We start from the raw sequence: 19,917 nt of genomic DNA, 5'->3' as shown, positions 1-19,917 counted from the left end.
GTCGCAAAAGCGGCCCTTTCTGCTGTAAAATAATATCGCGGGGTGGAGCAGCCCGGTAGCTCGTCAGGCTCATAACCTGAAGGCCGCAGGTTCAAATCCTGCCCCCGCAACCAAACAAATAGCCCGCGCCACAGCGGGCTTTTGGCGTTTTTGGATATCAACTTGCAGTCCTCCCAGCGCCTCAAGAACCCATCGTGAGCGAAGCCAGGCGCGAGGAGCTTTTGCTTTTTGACCTCCATCCGCAAGTTCACCGGCGCACGTCCGCTCTAGATAATCGTGGTGCTGCAACGCCCTTGAACCGCTCTCCGTGATCTTCGCGGCTTGCCATCTGGCATCCGCACGCCGACGCTGCCATAAATGAGCTTCATCGAGGGAGGCATCGCGATGCAGAAGAATGCGCCGGACTTCAGCCTTGACGGTAAAGTGACTTTGGTGACGGGAGCTAGCCGTGGCATCGGTCGAGCTTGCGCGCTTGCCTGTGCCGCAGCAGGCTCCGATATTGTTTTGGGGGTCCGTGATGTCGCGGGGGCGGCGGGTCTGATTGCCGAACTCGAGGGTGCAGGGCGAAAAGTTCTCCCTGTCGAACTGGAGATTCCCAATAAGGCCCACATTGCCCAAGCCGTCGATGCGGCGCTCACGGCGTTCGGCCGGATAGACATCCTCGTTAACAACGTCGGCGTGGCGCCGGGCAATCTCGCGGAACTTGTCGAGGAGAAGGACCTTGACGAGATACTTGATGTCAACATCAAGGGCACGTTTCTGATGACGCAGGCGGTCGGTCGCCACATGATCAAACGCAATGGGGGCCGGATCATCAATATCAGTTCCCAGGCCGGTACGGTGGCACTGCGCGGCGAGGCAATCTATTGCATGAGCAAGGCGGCAATCAATCATCTTACGCGCTGCCTTGCAGCCGAATGGGCACGCTACAACGTCACCGTAAATACCGTATCGCCGACGTTCATCCACACGGATGGTACAGCCCCTTTCCTATCCGATGCCGACAATCGCAAAGCGACGCTCGGTCATATCCCACTCGGACGGATTGGTGAAACCAATGATGTGGTGGGTGCCGTCGTCTTCCTCGCCTCGCCGGCTGCGAGCCTAATTACCGGCGCGAACCTACTCGTGGACGGCGGATGGTCCGTCGCCTGAGGCCGAGGTGCGCCTGCAACGTAAGTCTTATGAAGACGCGGACGACCGTCTCCTGGGATAAGGATCGCTCACGTCGTCAGCAAAGGCGATAGCGATACAAGATCGTCGATGTGATCCAGCATCGGATGTTTTGATCTGCATTAATATTACTATTTACTAATTTAGATTCTAGTATACCGTCGATCTGCGATCGGTATCCATGCACACGTTGCTTTGCGACGGCCCTGGAGGGGGCGCGCATGCGGCCGGCCGCAAGTCGCGACCGGGCCCTCGCAACCGCGGCCCTTGGGAGGAGTATTATGAAACAGCTGAAACGGAAAAATGCTGCCTTGTTTTTCGCTGCGTTGATGTTGAGTGCGGCGCCGATGGCTGCATCACATGCCGCCGACAAGCCGACACTCGCATTCGTCGTCAATGGAGCGTCCGACTTCTGGAAAGCCGCCGAGGCAGGCGTGAAGAAGGCGCAGGGCGAGATGCCCGACTACAACATGGAACTGAAATATCCTGAGCAGGCGGCTGTCGCCATTCAGCAGCGTCTCATGGAAGATCTCGTCAGCGCCGGCGTCAAGGGGATCATGGTCTCCGCCGTCGATCCCAAGACCCAGACGGACGGTCTCAACAAGATCGGCTCGCAGACGGCTCTCTTCACCACCGACAGCGACGCGCCGAAGACAAACCGGGTCGCCTATATCGGGTCTTCGAACATCGACGCCGGCAAGCAGGCCGCCGAAATCGCCAAGAAGGCGATGCCGGACGGCGGTAAGTGCATGGGTTTCGTCGGTCTGCTGGGCGCCGATAACGCCCGCGAACGCATCGAAGGGATGAAGGAAGGGCTCAAGGGCACCAAGATCGAGCTTGTCGATGTTCGCGGTGACGACATCGATCAGACGCGTGCCAAGAAGAACGTGGAGGATGCGTTGGTGGCCAGCCCCGACCTGACCTGCATGGTCGGCTTCTACTCCTACAACACGCCGCGCATCTATGAGGCGTTGCGCGACGCAGGCAAGCTCGGCCAGATCACCGTCGTCGGCTTCGATGACGATCCGATCACGCTCGGCGGTGTGAAGGAAGGCACGATCGCGGCAACCGTCGTACAGCAGCCGTTCGAATGGGCCTATCAGGGTATGAAATTGATGGCCGCCTACCTCAAGGGCGACAAATCAGGCGTTCCCGCCGATGGCTTGATCATCATCCCGACTGTCATCATCGGCAAGGATGACGTTGACAAATATGCAGCCGACCTGAAGGCCATGGCCGGAAAATAGGCTCTTTCGCGGCGGCGGCACTCACCGCCGCCGCAAAAGGCGTTTCATGCCGTCAGCATCAGCAGCCGTGGACAGCCGATGAACCGTAGTTCCGACATCCCGCCACCGGGCGCGCCCGCAACGCCATTCCTTTCGCTTTCCGGCGTTGGCAAGACCTATCCAGGTGTCGTTGCGCTCGAAGGCCTGTCTATGGACATCATGCCAGGCGAGGTCATCGGCCTTGTCGGCGAAAACGGGGCTGGAAAATCGACGCTGATGAAGATTCTCGGCGGAGTGATTGCACCCGATCGGGGCACGATCCTGCTCGGGGCAGAGCTTCGTTTCCTCACTGTGGAATCGAGCATCTCGTCCGGCATCGCCTTCGTGCATCAGGAGCTCAATCTCTTTGAGAATCTCGACGTCGCCGCCAATATCTTCCTGGGGCGCGAACCGCTGAAGGCGGGACCTCTCAAACTTGTGGATCGCGATCGACTAAGGGACATGGTGAAGCCGTTGTTGAGGCGCGTGGGCGCGCATTTTTCCGCCGACACACCCGTGGCGTCGTTGTCGCTGGCCGAGCAGCAAATGGTGGAAATCGCCAAGGCGCTGTCCATCAACGCCAAGCTCGTCATTTTCGACGAGCCTACTTCCAGCCTGCCGCTGGCTGAAACCGAGCGGCTGCTCAGCATCATCAAAAAGCTGAAGGCGGATGGCATCAGTGTTATTTTCATCTCGCACCGGCTCCACGAGGTTGAGCGCGTGGCCGACCGCGTCGTCGTCCTCCGTGATGGCGCGCTTGCGGGCACGCTTGCCAAGAAGGACATCGGCCACGACCAGATGGTCAAGCTGATGATTGGCCGGATGCTGGCGGCCCGCACCGCAAAGCCGCAGCGCTCGCCCGGCTCAGTTGCGCTGAAGGTCAGTGCCGTGCGCACCGCGGCTTATCCCGGCCATCCCGTTGATCTGGAAATCAGGTATGGAGAAATCCTCGGACTTGCGGGCCTCGTCGGGTCCGGCCGCACCGAACTTGCCAGAGTGCTCTTCGGCATTGATCGCAGTTACGGCGGAGCCATCCTGCAGGACGGGAAGAAAATTGAAGTCCGTTCCGCGCGGGACGCCGTTGCTCGCGGCATTTTCCTGGTGCCGGAGGATCGAAAGCGCAACGGCATTCTTCTTGATTTCCCGATCGCCCAGAACATAACCCTTGCCGATCTCCCCATGCTTGCCAGCCGCTTCATGCTGTCCGCCGAGCGGGAGACGGCGGCGGCCGAAAAGCAGCGCGTTCGCCTCGGCATCAAGGCGCCCTCTGTTTCCAGTCGAACCGGCACTCTGTCCGGCGGCAACCAGCAGAAGGTCGTGCTTGCGAAATGGTTGTCGATGAGCCCGAAGGTGATGATCTTCGACGAGCCGACACGCGGCATCGATATCGGCGCCAAGAATGAGATCTACGGCCTGATGCGGACGCTTGCCGATGCCGGTGTCGCGATCCTGATGATCTCCAGCGACATGGAAGAGGTGATCGGCGTTTCGGACCGCATTGCCGTCATGCATGAGGGCCAGATCGCCGGCATTCTCGATGAGGACGAATTCAGTCAGGAAAGCGTCCTTTTGCTTGCTGTCGGCAAAGGCGTAAAATAGCCGCGGCGGTAATACAGTCAGATATCGGGGAATGGATCTCGAATGATCAAGAAAGATCTTGGACTGCTACTTTTGATCGTCGTCGTAGGCATCGTCGTCGCGATCATCAATCCGCGCTTCCTGCTGCCGATCAATCTGGCGAATACGGCCAACCTGATCGGCCTGTTCGGCATCCTGTCGATTGGCCAGGCCTACGTCATCATTACAGGCGGTATCGAACTTTCCGTGGGTTCGCTGGTCGCGCTTCTTGGTGTGCTGTTTGTCGATTTCGTCGCGGTCCAAAATATGCCGTGGATGTTGGCGCTCCCACTCATTTTGATGCTCGGCGCGCTCATAGGTGCCGTTCACGGCTGGCTGATCACCCGGCTGAACCTGCAACCCTTCGTCGTCACTCTCTGCGGCCTCCTTATCTATCGCGGGGCGGCGCGCTTCTATACGGCCGACGGAACGGCGGGTTTTGCATTCGGCCAAAATTTTCCCGAGCTTGAGTTCCTGACGGCCGGACGGTTGTACGGCGTTCCCAACACCTTCATAGCGCTCGTCATCATTTCCGTGGCGATGTGGGTGGTACTGCATCGCTCTGTCTTCGGGCGTTATCTTTATGCGATCGGCAAGAACGAGGAGGCGGCACGCTATTCCGGCATCCGCACCGGCCGGATGGTGATGTCGGCCTATGTCATCTGCGGACTGCTTACCGCGCTCGCGGCAATCTATTTCGCCATGTACACACGCTCGATCTCGCCGGCCAGCCATGGCCAGTTCTATGAACTCTACGCAATTGCCGCTGCCGTGCTTGGCGGCTTTTCGCTCCGCGGCGGCGAGGGATCGATCGTCGGCGTCGTGCTCGGAACGGTCCTGCTCCAGGAGTTGCAGAACCTCGTGAATCTGCTTGGCATCCCATCTTCGCTGAATTTCGCCGTCATGGGCGGGGTGATCCTCATCGGCGTGCTGATCGACCAACAATGGAACGCGATCCGCGCACAGCGCCGACTCGTCTCTGCCGCCCGGCAGACCGAAGCCCGTGTTTCGGACGAGGGCAAATTGCCGGTGGTTGCCAATCAGGACCAGGTGTAGCGAACGGTTCAAAACCTGAACTGGCAACCAAGGCTCACCAAGGCCCGCCTTGTGCGGACTTTTGTCGTTCTGGATTGTCGAAATAATATCCCTGCAAGTTGTCATCGAGTTTCAGCGACGACGAACTAGTTGCTAAAAAGATAATATTCTAATATACCTAGTTCAGGCGCATCATATATTTCCAGAGCAGCAAGTAACGTCCGTCCACTCGGCGGCGCCTATTTTTCTATTCAGAGGGCAGTTCGATTTCATGAAGTAGATCAGAGATTTACAGGGGGGAATCATGCGGAAATGGGGATCTTCTCTAACGGCGTCTCCCTATGGGAGGCATCGTCTTCAATCGGCAATCTCCGCGTTGCCTGCGTTCTGCGCGATTGTGTTCCTCGCCGGGATAGCTTCCGCGCAAGCGCCGACCGAAGAGCAAAAAGATGCGATCAGGGCAGAATGCCGTTCTGATTTCATTGCGAAATGTTCCGGTGTGACACCGGGAGGCATCGAGGCGCTTACCTGTTTGCAGCAGCATAACGCCACGCTTTCGGCAGACTGTAAGAAAGCGGTGTCTGCGGTGAACGTCAAACCCAAGTCGACATCGGCGGAGCCGGCTCCGGGGGCGCCTGCAAATACCGCGGCGACCACGCCGGCGCCGGCGGCCGGCATGCCCGCGCACCAGCCGACGCAGGCGCAGCGCGATACGGTCAAATCGGCCTGCCAGCGGGATTTCATGGCGCAATGTTCCGGCGTTACGCCGGGCGGTGCGGCAGCGTTGAGCTGTTTGCAGCAGCACAACGCCGCTTTATCGGCGCCATGCCAGCAGGCCGTCGCGGCATTGGGAGGATCGAGCGCGCCGGCGACGGGCGATGCGGCTGCGACCGGCGCGATCACGCCTGCCCCTCGGGCAATGATGCCGGCCTTCTCCCCGCGCGAGGAAGTGATGATCCTGCGGGAGACCTGCGGAGCGGACTTCCAGGCCTTCTGCCGCATGGTGCCTTTGGGAGGAGGGCGGGGCATTGCCTGCCTGCGGGACAATCTGCCGCGCGTATCGCCGGCCTGCCACCGCGTGCTGACCTCGGGATTGTAGCGGCTGCTCGAAGACTTTCTTCCCAAAAGAGGCTGTCGCGCGCCAGCGCGAAAGCCGTGAGCGGAATACCGTAAAAGCCGGCAAGCGGAGTTTGTCCGCATGCATGCATTGCGTCTCTCACATTCGATGCCCGGCTGCCGCAGGTCCGGCAGCCGTCATTTTCAATTCGATGAAATTGATGACGACACGAACGAAAGGCATTGCCATGTCATCGACTCCTTCTTTCCCGCGATTGAAACGGATTTTCCTGTATGCCTCGCTCGCCGCCAGCCTTACGCCGGCGAGTGCGTGGGCGGATGATGCAAAAGCTCTTCTCAAGTCCATGTCCGACTTCCTGACGGCGCAGAAGACGATATCCTTCACTTACCAATCGTCCCTCGAAGCGGTGACGCCCGATTTCGAGAAGCTCCAGTTCGTCAGCTCCGGGACGGCCAATATGACACGGCCCGACAAGCTGCGAGTCACCAGGACCGGCGGATTCGCCGACCTCGACGTCAGTTTCGACGGCTCGTCGCTGACTGTGCATGGCAAGAACCTCGACGCTTATGCCAACATCGACGGCAAAGGTTCGCTCGACGACCTGATCGACAGGCTGATGACGGCCGGCGTCGAAGCGCCGGGAGCGGATCTGCTGTCGTCCAATGTCTATGATGTGCTTATGTCCAACGTGACGGAGGCCAAGCATATTTCCAGCGCTTTCGTCGACGGCGTCGAATGCGAATATCTGGCCTTCCGGACACCGGAAATCGATTGGCAGATCTGGATACAGACGGGCTCGCAACCCATCCCGCGCCGTTACGTCATCACCAGCAAGCACGTCGTCCAGGCGCCGCAATACACGCTTGCGATCAGCGATTTCAAAAGCGGGGCGGATGTCGCTGCCGTTGCTTACACCATCGAAATTCCAGCCAGCGCGAAGACTGTCGATCTCAGCGAGATGCAATCGCTCGACGAGCTTCCGGCTGCCGCCGATATGGGAGAAGCGAAATGACCTATAACAAGCTGCTGTTCGCCCTCGGCCTTGCCGGCGTCCTGACGTTCACCGATTTCCGCATCGAGCGGCAGGGATCCATGCCGTTGTCGATCGGCTTCGCAACGCCGGCCGAGGCCGTCATCGGCAGGCCGCTGACGCCGCTCTCCTATGCCGGCGTGGCCCGGCGGACGACGCGCCGGGTGGTCACACGCACGACGACGACGATCGCCGTGCTTCCGGCAGGCTGCCGCTATGGGCCCTATTTCGGCGGCTATTATTATCGATGCGGCGCTTATTATTATGCCAAGAGCGGCAACGTCTATGTGCAGGTGATCGTTCAGTAACCGTCACCTATCCGACTTTCGATATCTCCGCGTCCGTCACTGTCGCGGCCGTGTTTGCGGTCGCGCCGCGCCGCTTCCAGTGTTCCTCGAGGCGTTGCAACAGCACGTAGAAGGAGGGAACGAAGAGGACGGCAAGGCAGGTCGAGGCGATCATGCCGCTGAAGACCGAAATGCCGATCGATTTGCGCGCCGATGCGCCCGCGCCTGTCGCCAGCACCAGGGGCAGCACGCCGAGGATGAAGGCGAAGGACGTCATCAGGATCGGCCGGAAGCGCAGGCGGGCGGCCTCGACGGCGGCGTCGAGGATTTCCATGCCTTCGGCCCGCTTCTCGCGCGCATATTCGACGATGAGGATGGCATTCTTGGCGGCGAGCGCAATCAGCAGGATAAGGCCGATCTGCGTGTAGAGATTGTTGGCCACACCCGCCGCGGTGAGGGCCGCCACGGTGCCCAGGAGGGCGAGCGGTACGGCTGATATGACCGCCAGCGGCAGGATCCAGCTTTCATACTGGCCGGCGAGAACGAAATAGACGAGCAGCATGGCGAGCGCGAAGACGAAGTAGATCTGCCCGCCGACGGCCTTCTCCTGATAGGAAAGTGCGGTCCATTCGAAGCCGGTGCCCGCCGGCAAGGTATGATCGGCAATCTGCTCCATGACCTCGAGCGACTGGCCGGAGCTGAAGCCCGCGGCCGGTCCGCCGACGATGGTCGCTGTGGGGTAGAGATTGTAGAGGCTGATCAGAGAGGGACCTTGCGTCCTGGTGACATCGACGACCGTGCCGAGCGGCACCATGGTTCCGTCGCCGGCCTTGACCTTCAGATTGCGGATATCTTCGGGGCTGACACGGTAATCGGAAGCGGCCTGCGCATAGACCTGGAAGGTGCGGCCGAATTTGTTGAACTGGGTGACGTAGCTCGATCCGACATAGCCGGAGAGAGCGGAAAAGACCTGTCCCACGGTAATGCCCAATGTTTCGGCCTTGATGCGATCGACGGAGACTGCGAGCTGCGGCACGTTCGAGCGGAACGGCGTACTTAGTCTCTGCAGCGATGATTGGGCGTTGCCGTTCTTGACGATGGTATCGGCAAGCGATTGCAGCAGCGGATAGTCGGATATGCCGTTGCGGAGCTCGACCTGCATGGTAAAGCCATTGGCATTGCCGACGCCCTGGATCGGCGGCGGCACGACCACCAGCGTCTTGGCGGTCAGCACATGCTGGAGCGCATCGTTCAGATGCTGGTAGATCGACAGCAGGTCCTGCCCCTTTTCCTTGCCGCGCTCGTCCCAATCCTTGAGGACGACATAGGCGACGCCGGCATTCTGCAGGCTGGCGCTGTTGTCGAGGACCGAAATGCCGCTGATGGTCAGCACCTGATCGACCCCGGGCGCGGCCTCGGCGATCTTGCCGACTTCTTCCATCACGGCATCCGTGCGCTCCTTCGAGGCGCCGTCGGGCAATTGCGCACTGATCAGCACATAGCCTTGATCTTCGAGTGGCAGGAAGGCGGTCGGCAGGCGAGTGAGGCCCCAGACGGCGACCCCGATCAACGCGAGCGCTGCGATGGCCATGATGCCGCTGCGGCGCGTCATCGATCCGATCAATCCGGCATAGTGGCGTTCACCCCAATCGTAACCCCTGTTAAAGCCGCGGTAGAAGACGTTGCGTTTTTCGAGCGGCACCGGTGCGCGCAGCCAGAGGGCGCATTGCGTTGGTTTCAGAGTGACGGCGTTGATGGCGCTGATCAGCGCGGTCGCGGCGATGACGAGCGCGAACTGCCGATAGAGCTGCCCGGTGAGGCCGGGCAGGAAAGCGGCCGGAATGAAAACGGCCATCAGCACGAGTGTGATGCCGATGACCGGGCCGAGCAGTTCCTCCATCGCCTTCTCGGCCGCCTTCCGGCCCGACATGCCCGCCTCGATGTGGCGGGCGACGCCTTCGACGATGACGATGGCATCGTCGACGACGATGCCGATGGCGAGAACGATGGCAAAGAGCGTCGAGAGATTGACCGTGAAGCCCAATGCCGCCATGGCCGCGAAGGCGCCGATGATGGTGACCGGAACGGTGGTTGCGGGCACGAGCATCGCCCGCCAATCCTGCAGGAAAATCAGAATGACGATGAGAACGAGCACGCCCGCCTCGATCAGGGTGACGTAAACCTCGTCGATGGAAGCTTCGACGAATTTCGTCGTGTCGAACGGCACGTAATATTCGAGGCCGGGCGGGAAGCTCTTCGACAGCTCCTCCATCTTCGCGCGGACCGCCTGGGCCACCGCAATGGCGTTCGCCTCCGGCAATTGGAAAATGCCGATACCGGCCGCCGGCCGGCCGTTCTGCATGAAGGACTGACTGTAGGTCTGGGCGCCGAGTTCGACACGGCCGATATCGCGCACGCGGGTAATGCGGCCGCCCTGTCCGCTTTCGACCTTGACGACGATGTTTTCGTAATCGGCCGCCTCGTTCAGCCGGCCGTTGACGTTCAGCGTGTATTGGAAGAGCTGCCCTTTCGGCACTGGCGGAATGCCGATCTGGCCGGCGGCGACCTCCTGGCTCTGCTGCTGTACGACGTTGACGACATCCTGCGGGGTGAGGCCACGCGCCTGCAGCAGGTTCGGGTCCATCCAGATCCGCATGGCGTATTGGCCGGCACCGAACACGGTGACGTTGCCGACACCCGGCAGGCGGGAGAGCTCGTTCTGCAGGTTGATGACGGCGTAGTTCGACAGGAACAGGCTGTCATAGCGGCTGTCGGGCGAGGTGAGGCTGACGAAACCGAGTATCGCCGTCGATTTCTTCTGCGTCGTCACGCCCTGGAGCTGGACAGCTTCGGGAAGCGACGACATTGCGATCGCGACACGGTTCTGGACCAGAACCTGCGCCTGATCGGGATCCGTTCCGATGGCGAAGGTGACGATCAGGGAATAGGTGCCGTCGCTGGCGCTCGTCGACTGCATGTAGAGCATGTTCTGCACGCCGTTGACCTGCTGCTCGATCGGCAGCGCCACGGTATCGACGAGGGTCTGGGCGCTGGCGCCGGGAAAACGGGTCGTCACCTGCACTGTCGGCGGAACGACGTTCGGATATTGCGCCACGGGCAGTTGGAAGAGGGCGACCGCGCCGATGAGCACGAAGACCAATGCCAGGACGTTGGCGAGTACCGGCCGCTCGATGAAGAAACGCGAGATCATGCTGCTGTCCTTTGGACGTTCAGATGAAGCACGGTGGCGAAGTCATTGCGTGGTGGTGTTGGCCTTGGCATCGCCGGCGGCGGTGGCCGCCGGGTTCATTTCCATCTTCTCGGGCGCGACCTTGCTGCCGGGGATTGCCTGCTGCACCCCCTGGATGACGACGAGGTCCGCCGGATCAAGGCCGGATTCCACGACGCGGAGCGGGCCTTCACGCTGGCCCGTCTTGATCGGCTTCTGCTCGACGACGTCCTCCTTGCCGAGAACGAGGACGTAGCTGCCGAGCTGGTTCGTTCCGATCGCGTCGTCGCGCACCAGAAGGGCCTTATCATTGTGGCCGACCGGCACGCGCACCCTGACGAAGAGGCCGGGCAGCATGGCGTGGTCCTTGTTGTCGAACAAAGCGCGCACCTGAAGCGTGCCTGTCGAGGCGTCGAGCTGAGGCGAGACGTAGTCGAGATGGCCCTTGTGCGGATAGCCCTCCTCCGTTTGCAGACCGATCTCGGCGGGTATGCTCGGAAGGTCCGTTTGCCTGAAGGTGTGTCCCTGTTTCGCCAGGGTTTGCTTGATCATCAGCACCTGCGTTTCGCTGACGTTGAAATAGGCATAGAGCGGATCGGTCTGAACGATGCTGGCGAGCTTGGTGGGGCCGGACACGCCGACCAGCGTGCCGATATCGACAAGGTGGTCGGTGACGATGCCGTCGAAGGGGGCGAGCACTTCCGTATAGCCGAGATTGATGGTCGCGAGTTCGACATTGGCTTGGGCGTTGAGGATGGCGGCATTCGCCTCGTCGAGCGTCGCCTTGGCGCTGTCGACCGCAGTCTGCGTCGTCACCTGCTGCTTCATCAGATTGAGCTGCCGGTCATATTCCTGCTTTGCGCCGACCTGGGAGGCCTGCTGCGAGGCGAGCGACGCCTTCGCCTGATCGAGTTGCGCCTGGTAGGTATCGCGCTCGATGCCGAAGAGCTTGGCGCCCTTCTTCACCATCATGCCGTCCTGATAGTCGATGGACTGGACATAGCCTTGGACGCGCGCCTCGATATCGACGGAATTGAGCGGCGCCGTGTTGCCGGTGAGCTCGAAATAGAGCGTGACCGGCTGCTGGACCGGCTGTGCGACACGAACAGGCGGTGGCGGAGGCGGAACATAGCTGTTGCCGCTCTCCTCGCATCCAGCGAGAATCGCCATGCCGGCAAATGTCAGAAAAAGTCGCAGACCCTGATGCAATCTCCCACGCATTGCCGCCGCCTCGACATGTCAAGAGCCCACTGCATAATTCCTGCAATCGGAATCGATCGAAGGATAAATTATGCAGCAATTCAAAGTGCGACAGCGTCCTTTGCGCGTCTGAAAGACGCGCTGGCTGTCGTCTTCATGCGTGCCTCGACGGCGGCCCCAACCGGCCTGCCGAAGGTTCAAGGCATGTGATATTATGTCGCGGCATTGCTAAAAATTGCAATAGCCCTCGGTGCACAATTGAATGGCGTCAGAGTGAAAAGGTCGGGGGCTTGGGAATGGCTCGTTCTGACAATGTCCTGAGCCGGCTATGGTTTTCCCAGGCGTTCGATGGCGGATTGCAAGGGTGCGTTCGAAACGCGGACCAGGCCGATGTAAGGATTGGCCATGTCCGAGATCAGGAAGACCGCTCCGGCGACGGAAAAGGCGCAGACAAAGAGAATGGAAAGCACGGTGGGGTTTGGCGGCGCCTGCAGCCCGAAGGTCGCAAAAAGCAGCGAGAGCCAACAGACGAGAACGCCGAGGAAGGCCCAGGGCAAGCCCTCGCTGCCGGATTCGACCATCAGCCAATGCGTTTCCGCGAGCGTGCCGCTCACGTCGAGAGCACGCGCCTGGAGCGATCGCTGCACGGCATCCCGCGGCGAGAGAGACCGAAGATCGCCCTGAACCGCTTCGATGTCCTGGTATTCCCCCAGGTCCTTGCCGGATGTCTCATCGGTGGTCTCGGCAGTCCAGCCACGGCTCAGCCGTCGTTGGATGAGCTCGCGCAGCAGTTGGCGCGCATGGTCGGTTTCCGGTCCGTATTGCGCCATGACGCGGTCGAGCAGGACGACCCGCGCTGCCGCCGTCCGCATCTCCGCTTCGGCATTGTCGTAAGTGGACTTGGCGGATGCGATCAGCAGGCCAAGCGCCAAGGCCGATAGCGTTCCCACCACTGCGGTTGCGAGCCTGATGACATCCTTGGATTCCGAACTGAGATGATGATCCGGCAGGCGGCCGCGCACGATCATTCCTATCGATGTCGCCGCCGACAGAAAGACAAATACAAGCCCGCCAAGCAGGAGTGAGCTCAAGTCCGGTCCCCTTACCGTCTCCGATCACGCCAGCGTCGTGACGCCCGCGAGATTTCAGCCATCATAGCGGAGGAAGGGCAAAGCGTGGAATCTTTCGTTCCTCTGCTCTCGCGGCCGGGAGCTCATTGCTGGAAGATGAGCAGCACATAAGCCATGAACAGCACAAGATGGACGGCACCCTGCATGAGATGCGTGCGGCCGCTGGCGAAGGTAATGATGCTGACGGCAAGGGTGAGCAGCAGCATCACCAGATCGCTGTGTTCCAGACCCAGGGTGACCGGGTGTCCATAGAGATGGCTGACGGCCAGCATCGCCGGCACGGTCAGGCCGATCGTCGACAGGACCGAACCCAGGAAAATATTGACGGAGCGCTGAAGATTGTCGGCGATCGATGCGCGCACGGCGCTGATCGCTTCGGGCGTGGCGACAAGGACAGCCATGACGACACCGCCGAAAGCGGTTGGAGCATGCAGGGTTTCGATGATGTAATCGATCGGCCGCGCCAGCTGTTCGACCAGAAAGACCACCGGACCCATATAGGCGAAGAGCAGGACGGCATTGGGCCAGATCGGCCCGTGAGGCAGGGCCTGTTCGCCATGGTGCTCACGGCGGCCGTCGCTGGTGAAATACTCCTGATGGCGGCCGGCCTGGAGGAACAGGAACGTGGCGTAGAGGCCGACAGAGACGATGCCCAGTATCAATTGCCGCGGCGCCGATGGATGCTGTCCGTCCGGACCGGCCAGAAATGTCGGCATGACCAGGCTCAGCGTCGCGAGCGGCACAATGACGCCGAGATAGGCATTGGCGCCCTGCAAATTATGCTGCTGCTCCGGCCGCCGCCAGGCGCCGAGCAGCAATGACAGGCCGACCATGCCGTTCAGGATGATCATCACGACCGCAAACAGGGTGTCGCGGGCAAGCGTGGGGTTGTTTTCGCCGTGGATCATGACTGCGGAGATCGCCATGACTTCGATCGAGGTGATGGCAAGCGTCAGAATGAGGGTGCCGTAGGGCTCTTTCAGCCGCTCGGCCAGACGATCCGCATGCCGGACGACCGATAAGGCCGAGCCCAGGACGACGGCAAACAGCCAGCCGAAAACGACGGTGAACCAAAGCGGATCGGAGAGCCGGGCGAAGAGCGGCTCGGGAAAGGCAATGAATATCAGGCTGGTGGCGATGCTGACGCCGAGAAACCATTCCCCGCGCAGACTGGTCCCGCCGACGGCGCGCAATATCGGCCCGTCAGTCATGGCCACCACCGCCATCCGGCAAATTTCGCCGTGATACGCTCATCAATACCATTATGTCCCGCCCGCTGTTCCGCGCCGGCCGCATGAAGGGACCAAACGGCCGATTGCCTTCATGCGGAAGCCTCCCGCCTTTCCCAGAATATCAAAACGGTCCTATCACGCCAGAGGGCTGCAATTGGGGGGCAGGCCTTTCCGCTATTCGCGACCAGTGGCCGGGATCGCTGCGCCGGTGACAACGGCTGCGGCCGGTGAAATCAGGAAGGCGATGAGGCGGGCGATCGATTGCGCCGATACCCAGCCCTCAGTCTTCGCGTTGGGCATCGCCGCGCGATTCTCCGGCGTGTCGATCGTCCCGGGCAGGATGCAGTTGGCGGTAATGCGGTCGTCGCGGCATTCGGCGGCGATCGCTTCGGTCAGCCGGATGACGGCGGCTTTCGAGGCGGCATAGGCGGCCTGGTTGGCGCCTGCCTTCAGCCCGGGCGCGGCGGCGACATGGACGATGCGGCCGTAGCCGGCAGCCTTCATGATGGGGAGAACGGCAGCGCTGATCGTCAGCGCGGTGTCGGCATTGGCGGTCATCACCCTCCTCCATTGCGCGGGAGCATCCGGCCCGACCGGCCCCATCTCGAAGCCGCCGACCGTGTTGACCAATGCACTGACGCCGCCGAAACGTGCGACGGCCTGGGCGACGGCGGCGGTGCAGGAACCGTAATCGGCAAGATCCGTGCCCGTGATCGGCAGAAATTCGGTGGAGGCGGGGAGGCCGTTGGCCAAGGCTTCCAGCCCCTGGCTCGAACGATTGATGCAGACGAGTTTCATACCGGCGGCGGCGAGCTCGCGGACGACGGCACGGCCGAGATTGCCTCCGGCGCCCGTGACGATAACGGCTTTCTGGTCACTCATGAACGGATCTCCTGCGGGCCGGTGTTGAACGATACCGCATTGTTGATCCACGCTCAGCGGCAGCGCAAGCCTCGAAGGAGTATGGGGATATTGAGGCTAGGTCGTCTGCCTGATCTTGGTGTCCGGCACCGTGCAGGCCTCGCCGCCGCCGAAGAGGCGGGAGCGGGTGAGGAAGCGTTTCTCCCGGCCGTTGTCGAGCGAGAACATGCCGCCGCGTCCGGGCACGACGTCGATGATCAGCTGTGTATGCTTCCAGGCTTCGAACTGGCTGGCGCTGATATAGACCGGCACGCCGCCGATCTCGCCGAGCTTGACGTCGCTGTCGCCGACCATGAACTCGTTGGCGGGGTAGCACATGGGCGAGGAGCCGTCGCAGCAGCCGCCGGACTGGTGGAAGAGAATATCGGGATGATCGCGTTTGATTTCCGCGATGAGATCGAGGGCTGCGTTGGTTGCGAGAACACGCGGTTCGCCGTTGACGGTCGTTTCCATCGGTCTTCCTCTTAGGTTTCGGGAGGAAGAAATTCCCCTCCCCAACCCCTCCCCACAAGGGGGAGGGGCTATGATGCCGCTCCGGCAATTTTCCTCGCCGAAGTCTCGGCAAGGAGATACGTGAATTCTAAAGCGAGGCGGTTCAACGGGTTAAGCCCCTCCCCCTTGTGGGGAGGGGTTGGGGAGGGGCTTTGACCCCTCCCACCACGCGGGTTTCTCAGAAGAAGCCGAGCGCCTTCGGGCTGTAGCTTACCAGCATGTTCTTGGTCTGCTGGTAATGATCGAGCATCATCTTGTGGGTTTCGCGGCCGATGCCGGACTGCTTGTAACCGCCGAAGGCAGCGTGGGCGGGGTAGGCGTGGTAGCAGTTGGTCCAGACGCGGCCGGCCTGGATCTCGCGGCCGAAACGATAGCAGCGATTGGCGTCGCGGCTCCAGACGCCAGCGCCGAGGCCATAGAGCGTGTCGTTGGCGATTTCGAGCGCTTCCTTCTCATCCTTGAAGGTCGTGACCGAGACGACAGGCCCGAAGATCTCTTCCTGGAACACGCGCATCTTGTTGTGTCCCTTGAAGACCGTCGGCTTGACGTAGTAGCCGTTCGCCAGCTCGCCGCCGAGATCGTTGCGGGAGCCACCAGCCAGAACCTCGGCCCCTTCCTGCTTGCCGATGTCGAGATAGGCGAGGATCTTTTCCAGCTGCTCCGTCGAGGCCTGGGCGCCGATCATCGTCGCGGTGTCGAGCGGGTTGCCCTGCTTGATCGCCTCGACGCGTTTGACAGCCTTTTCCATGAAGCGGTCATAGATCGATTCCTGAACGAGTGCGCGGCTCGGGCAGGTGCAGACTTCGCCCTGGTTGAGGGCAAACATCGCGAAGCCTTCCAGCGCCTTGTCGAGGAAATCGTCGTCTTCGGCCATCACATCGGCGAAGAAGATGTTGGGTGATTTGCCGCCGAGTTCCAGCGTCACCGGAATGAGGTTCTGGCTGGCATATTGCATGATCAGCCGGCCAGTCGTCGTCTCGCCGGTGAAGGCGATCTTGGCGATGCGGGGGCTGGTCGCCAGCGGCTTGCCGGCCTCGATGCCGAAACCGTTGACGATGTTGAGCACGCCGGGCGGCAGGAGATCGCCGACGAGCTCGGCCCAGAGCAGGATCGAGGCGGGGGTCTGCTCGGCGGGCTTCAAGACGACGCAATTGCCGGCGGCAAGTGCCGGCGCCAGCTTCCAGGTCGCCATCAGGATCGGGAAGTTCCACGGAATGATCTGGCCGACGACGCCGAGCGGTTCGTGGAAGTGATAGGCGATCGTATCGTGGTCGATTTCGCCGATCGAGCCTTCCTGGGCGCGGATGCAGGAGGCGAAGTAGCGGAAGTGGTCGATCGCCAGTGGAATGTCGGCCGCCATGGTTTCGCGGATGGGCTTGCCGTTATCCCAGGTCTCGGCCTGGGCGAGCAGTTCCAGCTTGTCCTCCATGCGCTGGGCGATCTTCATGAGGATGTTGGAGCGCTCGGCAGCGGAGGTGCGGCCCCACTTGTCCTTGGCCGCATGGGCGGCGTCGAGTGCGAGGTTGACGTCCTTTTCATTGGAGCGGGGAATGTCGCAGAGCTTGCCGCCGGTGACGGGCGTCAGGTTTTCGAAGTATTTGCCGTCGACCGGCTCGCGCCATTCGCCGCCGATATAGTTGCCGTATCTCAGTTTGAACGGCGACTCGACGACCTTTTGATGAAGCATGTCATCCTCCCTTGATGATCAGGTTCCGAAGCGAACCAGTGGGAGGAAAATGTGCGCGTTTTGTCGAAGGGAATAGGGCGCGGCACCAATACTGCACTGCACAGTGTCGCAGACTTGCGACAGGATCGCGCCGTGACTGCCCGTGTCGGCGGAACCTTCGGGCGTCCGCTCAGTGGAGGTCGAATTTCTTCATCTTCCGGTGCAGGGTGGCGCGGCTTATGCCGAGCGCGGTTGCCGCCTGGGAAACGTTGCCGCTGGTGCGCGACAGCGCCCGCAACAGGGCCGCCTTTTCCGCCTCGACGATCTCTTCCTGCTGTGAGACGCTTGCCTCATGCAGCGCATCGGCGGCCGGGATGCCGGCTGCGATCCGCTTGTCGTCGAGCTGCAGAGCGATACGGGCGGCCCGTGTTGCGCCAAGCACGAGGTCGTGCCTGTCGACCGCAAGCAGGGCGGCGGCGGAATTGGCCCCGGCCGGGACCATCAGGAAACGGGCGCCGGCGAAGGCCGAACGGAAGAGGTTGAGTTCGATGCGCATCGCCGCATCGCGCACGGTCTGCGTCAGGATCGCCAGCGTCATTTCGTTGACGTCTTCCCGGCATGTCGAGATGTCGAGGGCCGCGGCGAGTTCACCGCGATGATCGCGGATCGGCGCCGTCGTGCAGCTCAAGCGGATATTCGAGCAGAAGAAATGCTGATCGCGGAAGATGGCGACGGCGCGTTCGTCGGCAAGCGCGGTGCCGATGCCGTTGGTGCCGATGCTGGCTTCGGTCCACACCGTGCCCGTCCAGAGGCCGAGATCGCGGAAGTCCTTATCGTCGCCGGCCGCCCCCCGGCGCTCCAACGCAATACCGTTCCTGTCGGTCAGCAGGATGCAGCAGCCGGCTTTGCCGACGGTGGTGAAGAGGCGGTCGAGCTCGTCGGTCGCGCCGGCGACCAGCCGTTCGGACTGCTCGCGCGCACGCCGGAATTCGTCGTCGGTAAGACGCAGAGGCGCACGTTCTTCTTCGGGAGCCAGCTGATGCATGGTCATGCATCGGCGCCAGGAGGCCACGATCGGCGAACTCGCGGCAGCGGAATTCCGATGCGCAGAGGTGTAGACATGCTCTGCGTGCGCTGACTGTTCGTGCATCTGCTCCTCCCACGGAACTTCAGCATAGTCTGATAGAAAAGCGGCCGGTTTGCAATTGGAGGCATCGATGGCCGCCCGCCTCCTCACCCAGGCCGGGCTTTATGCTGAAAAGCGTGAGCAATCCTCGCACGGCATCATGCGCCGCGTCTTTGATCTGGATCCGCTTTAAAATCAGTGGCTTCTACCGCAACAGCCAGTCTTCGATGCCGCGCGCGGCTGCGCGGCCGGTCGCAAGGCAGGCGGTGAGGAGATAACCGCCGGTCGGCGCTTCCCAGTCGAGCATCTCACCCGCGACGAAGGTGCCCGGCAGCGCTTTCAGCATGAAACCGTCGTCGATGCCGCTCCAGCGGATGCCGCCGGCCGAAGAAATCGCCTCGCCGATCGGCCGGGTGTCGAGAACCGGCACCGGCAGGGCCTTGATCGTACCGGCGAGGCGCCCGGCATCGGTGCGGTCGCGCTCGGGAAGGAGTTCCCGCAGCAACGCCGCCTTGACGCCGTCGAGGCCGGCGCCCTTGCGCAGGCGGTTGGAGAAGCTGGATTTGGCATCCTGTCGCGCCAGATCGCGCGCCAGTCTTTCAGCCGTCCGGCCCGGGGCGAGGTCGAGCGTCAGCGCGGCGCTGCCCTGGCTCTGCAGCCGGTCGCGCAAGCTGGCCGCATGGGCATAAACAAGACTGCCCTCGATGCCGCTTGCGGTGATGACGAATTCGCCGGGAAAGGTGCCGGCCTCGGAGGTGGCGGTGACCGATTTCACCGGCTCGCCGGCGAAGCGTTCGCGGAAGCTCTCGCTCCAGCCGACGACGAAGCCGCAATTGGCGGGCCGGAAGGCGTCGATCTCGACACCTTTCTCGGTCAACCAGGGCAGCCAGTGGGCATCGGAACCAAGGCGCGGCCAGCTTGCGCCGCCGAGCGCCAGTAAAGCCGCATCGCAATGGACGATGCTGCGCCCCTCGGGCGTTTCGAAAACATAGCCTTCCCCCGCAAAGCCGGTCCAGCGGTGGCGGGTGCGCAGCGTGACGCCCTGCTGCTCCAGCCGCCTGAGCCAGGCGCGCAGCAAGGGCGAGGCCTTCATCACTTTCGGAAAAACCCGGCCGGACGAACCGATGAAGGTTTCCGTTCCCAGTTCTGCGGCCCAATGCCTGATATCGTCAGGCGTAAAGGCATCGAGCGCCGGGCGCAGGCGGGCGGAGGCCGGGCCGAAGCGCGTGACGAAACTGATATAGTCCTCGGAATGGGTGATGTTGAGCCCCGACTTGCCGGCCAGCAGAAACTTGCGGGCGAAGGTCGGCATGGCGTCGTAGACCGTCACCAGATGGCCGGAGAGCGAAAGCAGTTCGGCAGCCGCAAGGCCCGCCGGGCCGCCGCCGATGATCGCAACCCGCTTCTGGTTCATGGATGTCTTCGCCCGATTCTTT

The 19,917-nt window shown here is 61.8% G+C and carries 16 protein-coding genes and 1 tRNA gene; 8 read left to right on the top strand and 9 right to left on the bottom strand.

Annotated features, from left to right (window positions below):
- The first annotated feature begins 36 nt into the window (after positions 1–36).
- The 8 genes from ATY77_RS17550 (at position 37) to ATY77_RS17515 (ending at position 7,506) form a co-directional block, all read left to right on the top strand.
- Positions 37–113, top strand: a tRNA-Met gene (locus tag ATY77_RS17550).
- A 271-nt stretch (positions 114–384) separates the two neighbouring features.
- Positions 385–1,155 carry a glucose 1-dehydrogenase gene (locus tag ATY77_RS17545; protein WP_088688356.1) on the top strand — a complete coding sequence of 257 codons (771 nt, stop codon included), beginning with the start codon at positions 385–387 and terminating at the stop codon, positions 1,153–1,155.
- 299 nt (positions 1,156–1,454) lie between these two features.
- Positions 1,455–2,420, top strand: coding sequence for a sugar-binding protein (locus ATY77_RS17540; RefSeq protein ID WP_088688355.1), 966 nt, complete (start codon positions 1,455–1,457; stop codon positions 2,418–2,420).
- Positions 2,421–2,498: 78 nt separating this feature from the next.
- Positions 2,499–4,037 carry a sugar ABC transporter ATP-binding protein gene (locus ATY77_RS17535; RefSeq protein WP_088688354.1) on the top strand — a complete coding sequence of 513 codons (1,539 nt, stop codon included), beginning with the start codon at positions 2,499–2,501 and terminating at the stop codon, positions 4,035–4,037.
- A 42-nt stretch (positions 4,038–4,079) separates the two neighbouring features.
- Positions 4,080–5,111, top strand: a complete 1,032-nt coding sequence (locus ATY77_RS17530; protein WP_088676275.1) for an ABC transporter permease — start codon at positions 4,080–4,082, stop codon at positions 5,109–5,111.
- Positions 5,112–5,394: 283 nt separating this feature from the next.
- Entirely contained in the window at positions 5,395–6,189 is a 795-nt protein-coding gene (locus tag ATY77_RS33195; RefSeq protein ID WP_088688353.1) for a hypothetical protein, read from the top strand.
- 205 nt (positions 6,190–6,394) lie between these two features.
- Positions 6,395–7,180 (top strand): DUF2092 domain-containing protein, encoded by a 786-nt coding sequence (locus ATY77_RS17520; RefSeq protein WP_088688352.1) that lies wholly within the window; start codon positions 6,395–6,397, stop codon positions 7,178–7,180.
- Positions 7,177–7,506 carry a hypothetical protein gene (locus ATY77_RS17515; protein ID WP_088688351.1) on the top strand — a complete coding sequence of 110 codons (330 nt, stop codon included), beginning with the start codon at positions 7,177–7,179 and terminating at the stop codon, positions 7,504–7,506. Before ATY77_RS17520 ends, ATY77_RS17515 begins: the two co-directional genes overlap by 4 nt.
- A gap of 7 nt (positions 7,507–7,513) precedes the next feature.
- On the opposite strand, the gene ATY77_RS17510 is transcribed toward ATY77_RS17515, so the two are convergent.
- The 9 genes from ATY77_RS17510 to ATY77_RS17470 all read right to left on the bottom strand — a co-directional run bounded on the left by ATY77_RS17510 (position 7,514) and on the right by ATY77_RS17470 (position 19,895).
- Positions 7,514–10,696 (bottom strand): multidrug efflux RND transporter permease subunit, encoded by a 3,183-nt coding sequence (locus ATY77_RS17510; protein WP_088688350.1) that lies wholly within the window; start codon positions 10,694–10,696, stop codon positions 7,514–7,516.
- A 42-nt stretch (positions 10,697–10,738) separates the two neighbouring features.
- Positions 10,739–11,935 carry an efflux RND transporter periplasmic adaptor subunit gene (locus tag ATY77_RS17505; protein WP_088688349.1) on the bottom strand — a complete coding sequence of 399 codons (1,197 nt, stop codon included), beginning with the start codon at positions 11,933–11,935 and terminating at the stop codon, positions 10,739–10,741.
- A 305-nt stretch (positions 11,936–12,240) separates the two neighbouring features.
- The gene (locus ATY77_RS17500; RefSeq protein WP_190237650.1) at positions 12,241–13,005 is read right to left on the bottom strand and encodes a DUF4239 domain-containing protein; all 765 of its coding nucleotides are present in this window, start codon (positions 13,003–13,005) and stop codon (positions 12,241–12,243) included.
- 122 nt (positions 13,006–13,127) lie between these two features.
- Positions 13,128–14,255 (bottom strand): calcium:proton antiporter, encoded by a 1,128-nt coding sequence (locus tag ATY77_RS17495; RefSeq protein ID WP_088688357.1) that lies wholly within the window; start codon positions 14,253–14,255, stop codon positions 13,128–13,130.
- A 195-nt stretch (positions 14,256–14,450) separates the two neighbouring features.
- Positions 14,451–15,158 (bottom strand): SDR family NAD(P)-dependent oxidoreductase, encoded by a 708-nt coding sequence (locus ATY77_RS17490; RefSeq protein WP_088688348.1) that lies wholly within the window; start codon positions 15,156–15,158, stop codon positions 14,451–14,453.
- 96 nt (positions 15,159–15,254) lie between these two features.
- Positions 15,255–15,650 (bottom strand): DUF779 domain-containing protein, encoded by a 396-nt coding sequence (locus ATY77_RS17485; protein WP_088688347.1) that lies wholly within the window; start codon positions 15,648–15,650, stop codon positions 15,255–15,257.
- Between the two features lie 217 nt (positions 15,651–15,867).
- Positions 15,868–17,376 carry an aldehyde dehydrogenase gene (gene adh, locus ATY77_RS17480; RefSeq protein ID WP_088688346.1) on the bottom strand — a complete coding sequence of 503 codons (1,509 nt, stop codon included), beginning with the start codon at positions 17,374–17,376 and terminating at the stop codon, positions 15,868–15,870.
- 169 nt (positions 17,377–17,545) lie between these two features.
- On the bottom strand, positions 17,546–18,505 hold the full coding sequence (locus ATY77_RS17475; protein WP_088688345.1) for a helix-turn-helix domain-containing protein: 960 nt from the start codon (positions 18,503–18,505) through the stop codon (positions 17,546–17,548).
- Between the two features lie 181 nt (positions 18,506–18,686).
- Positions 18,687–19,895, bottom strand: a complete 1,209-nt coding sequence (locus tag ATY77_RS17470; RefSeq protein ID WP_088688344.1) for a TIGR03862 family flavoprotein — start codon at positions 19,893–19,895, stop codon at positions 18,687–18,689.
- Positions 19,896–19,917: the final 22 nt, after the last annotated feature.

Origin of the sequence: Rhizobium sp. R634 (assembly GCF_002211305.1) — a bacterium.
GTDB lineage: Bacteria > Pseudomonadota > Alphaproteobacteria > Rhizobiales > Rhizobiaceae > Rhizobium.
Note: the sequence above shows the minus strand (reverse complement) of the source record. Positions and strands in the feature narration are given on the sequence as shown.

Coding starts and splice junctions, on each gene's coding strand:
- ATY77_RS17545 (WP_088688356.1), top strand. CDS start 385: ATGCAGAAGAATGCGCCGGACTTCAGCCTTGACGGTAAAGTGACTTTG.
- ATY77_RS17540 (WP_088688355.1), top strand. CDS start 1,455: ATGAAACAGCTGAAACGGAAAAATGCTGCCTTGTTTTTCGCTGCGTTG.
- ATY77_RS17535 (WP_088688354.1), top strand. CDS start 2,499: ATGAACCGTAGTTCCGACATCCCGCCACCGGGCGCGCCCGCAACGCCA.
- ATY77_RS17530 (WP_088676275.1), top strand. CDS start 4,080: ATGATCAAGAAAGATCTTGGACTGCTACTTTTGATCGTCGTCGTAGGC.
- ATY77_RS33195 (WP_088688353.1), top strand. CDS start 5,395: ATGCGGAAATGGGGATCTTCTCTAACGGCGTCTCCCTATGGGAGGCAT.
- ATY77_RS17520 (WP_088688352.1), top strand. CDS start 6,395: ATGTCATCGACTCCTTCTTTCCCGCGATTGAAACGGATTTTCCTGTAT.
- ATY77_RS17515 (WP_088688351.1), top strand. CDS start 7,177: ATGACCTATAACAAGCTGCTGTTCGCCCTCGGCCTTGCCGGCGTCCTG.
- ATY77_RS17510 (WP_088688350.1), bottom strand. CDS start 10,696: ATGATCTCGCGTTTCTTCATCGAGCGGCCGGTACTCGCCAACGTCCTG.
- ATY77_RS17505 (WP_088688349.1), bottom strand. CDS start 11,935: ATGCGTGGGAGATTGCATCAGGGTCTGCGACTTTTTCTGACATTTGCC.
- ATY77_RS17495 (WP_088688357.1), bottom strand. CDS start 14,255: ATGACTGACGGGCCGATATTGCGCGCCGTCGGCGGGACCAGTCTGCGC.
- ATY77_RS17490 (WP_088688348.1), bottom strand. CDS start 15,158: ATGAGTGACCAGAAAGCCGTTATCGTCACGGGCGCCGGAGGCAATCTC.
- ATY77_RS17485 (WP_088688347.1), bottom strand. CDS start 15,650: ATGGAAACGACCGTCAACGGCGAACCGCGTGTTCTCGCAACCAACGCA.
- adh (WP_088688346.1), bottom strand. CDS start 17,376: ATGCTTCATCAAAAGGTCGTCGAGTCGCCGTTCAAACTGAGATACGGC.
- ATY77_RS17475 (WP_088688345.1), bottom strand. CDS start 18,505: ATGCACGAACAGTCAGCGCACGCAGAGCATGTCTACACCTCTGCGCAT.
- ATY77_RS17470 (WP_088688344.1), bottom strand. CDS start 19,895: ATGAACCAGAAGCGGGTTGCGATCATCGGCGGCGGCCCGGCGGGCCTT.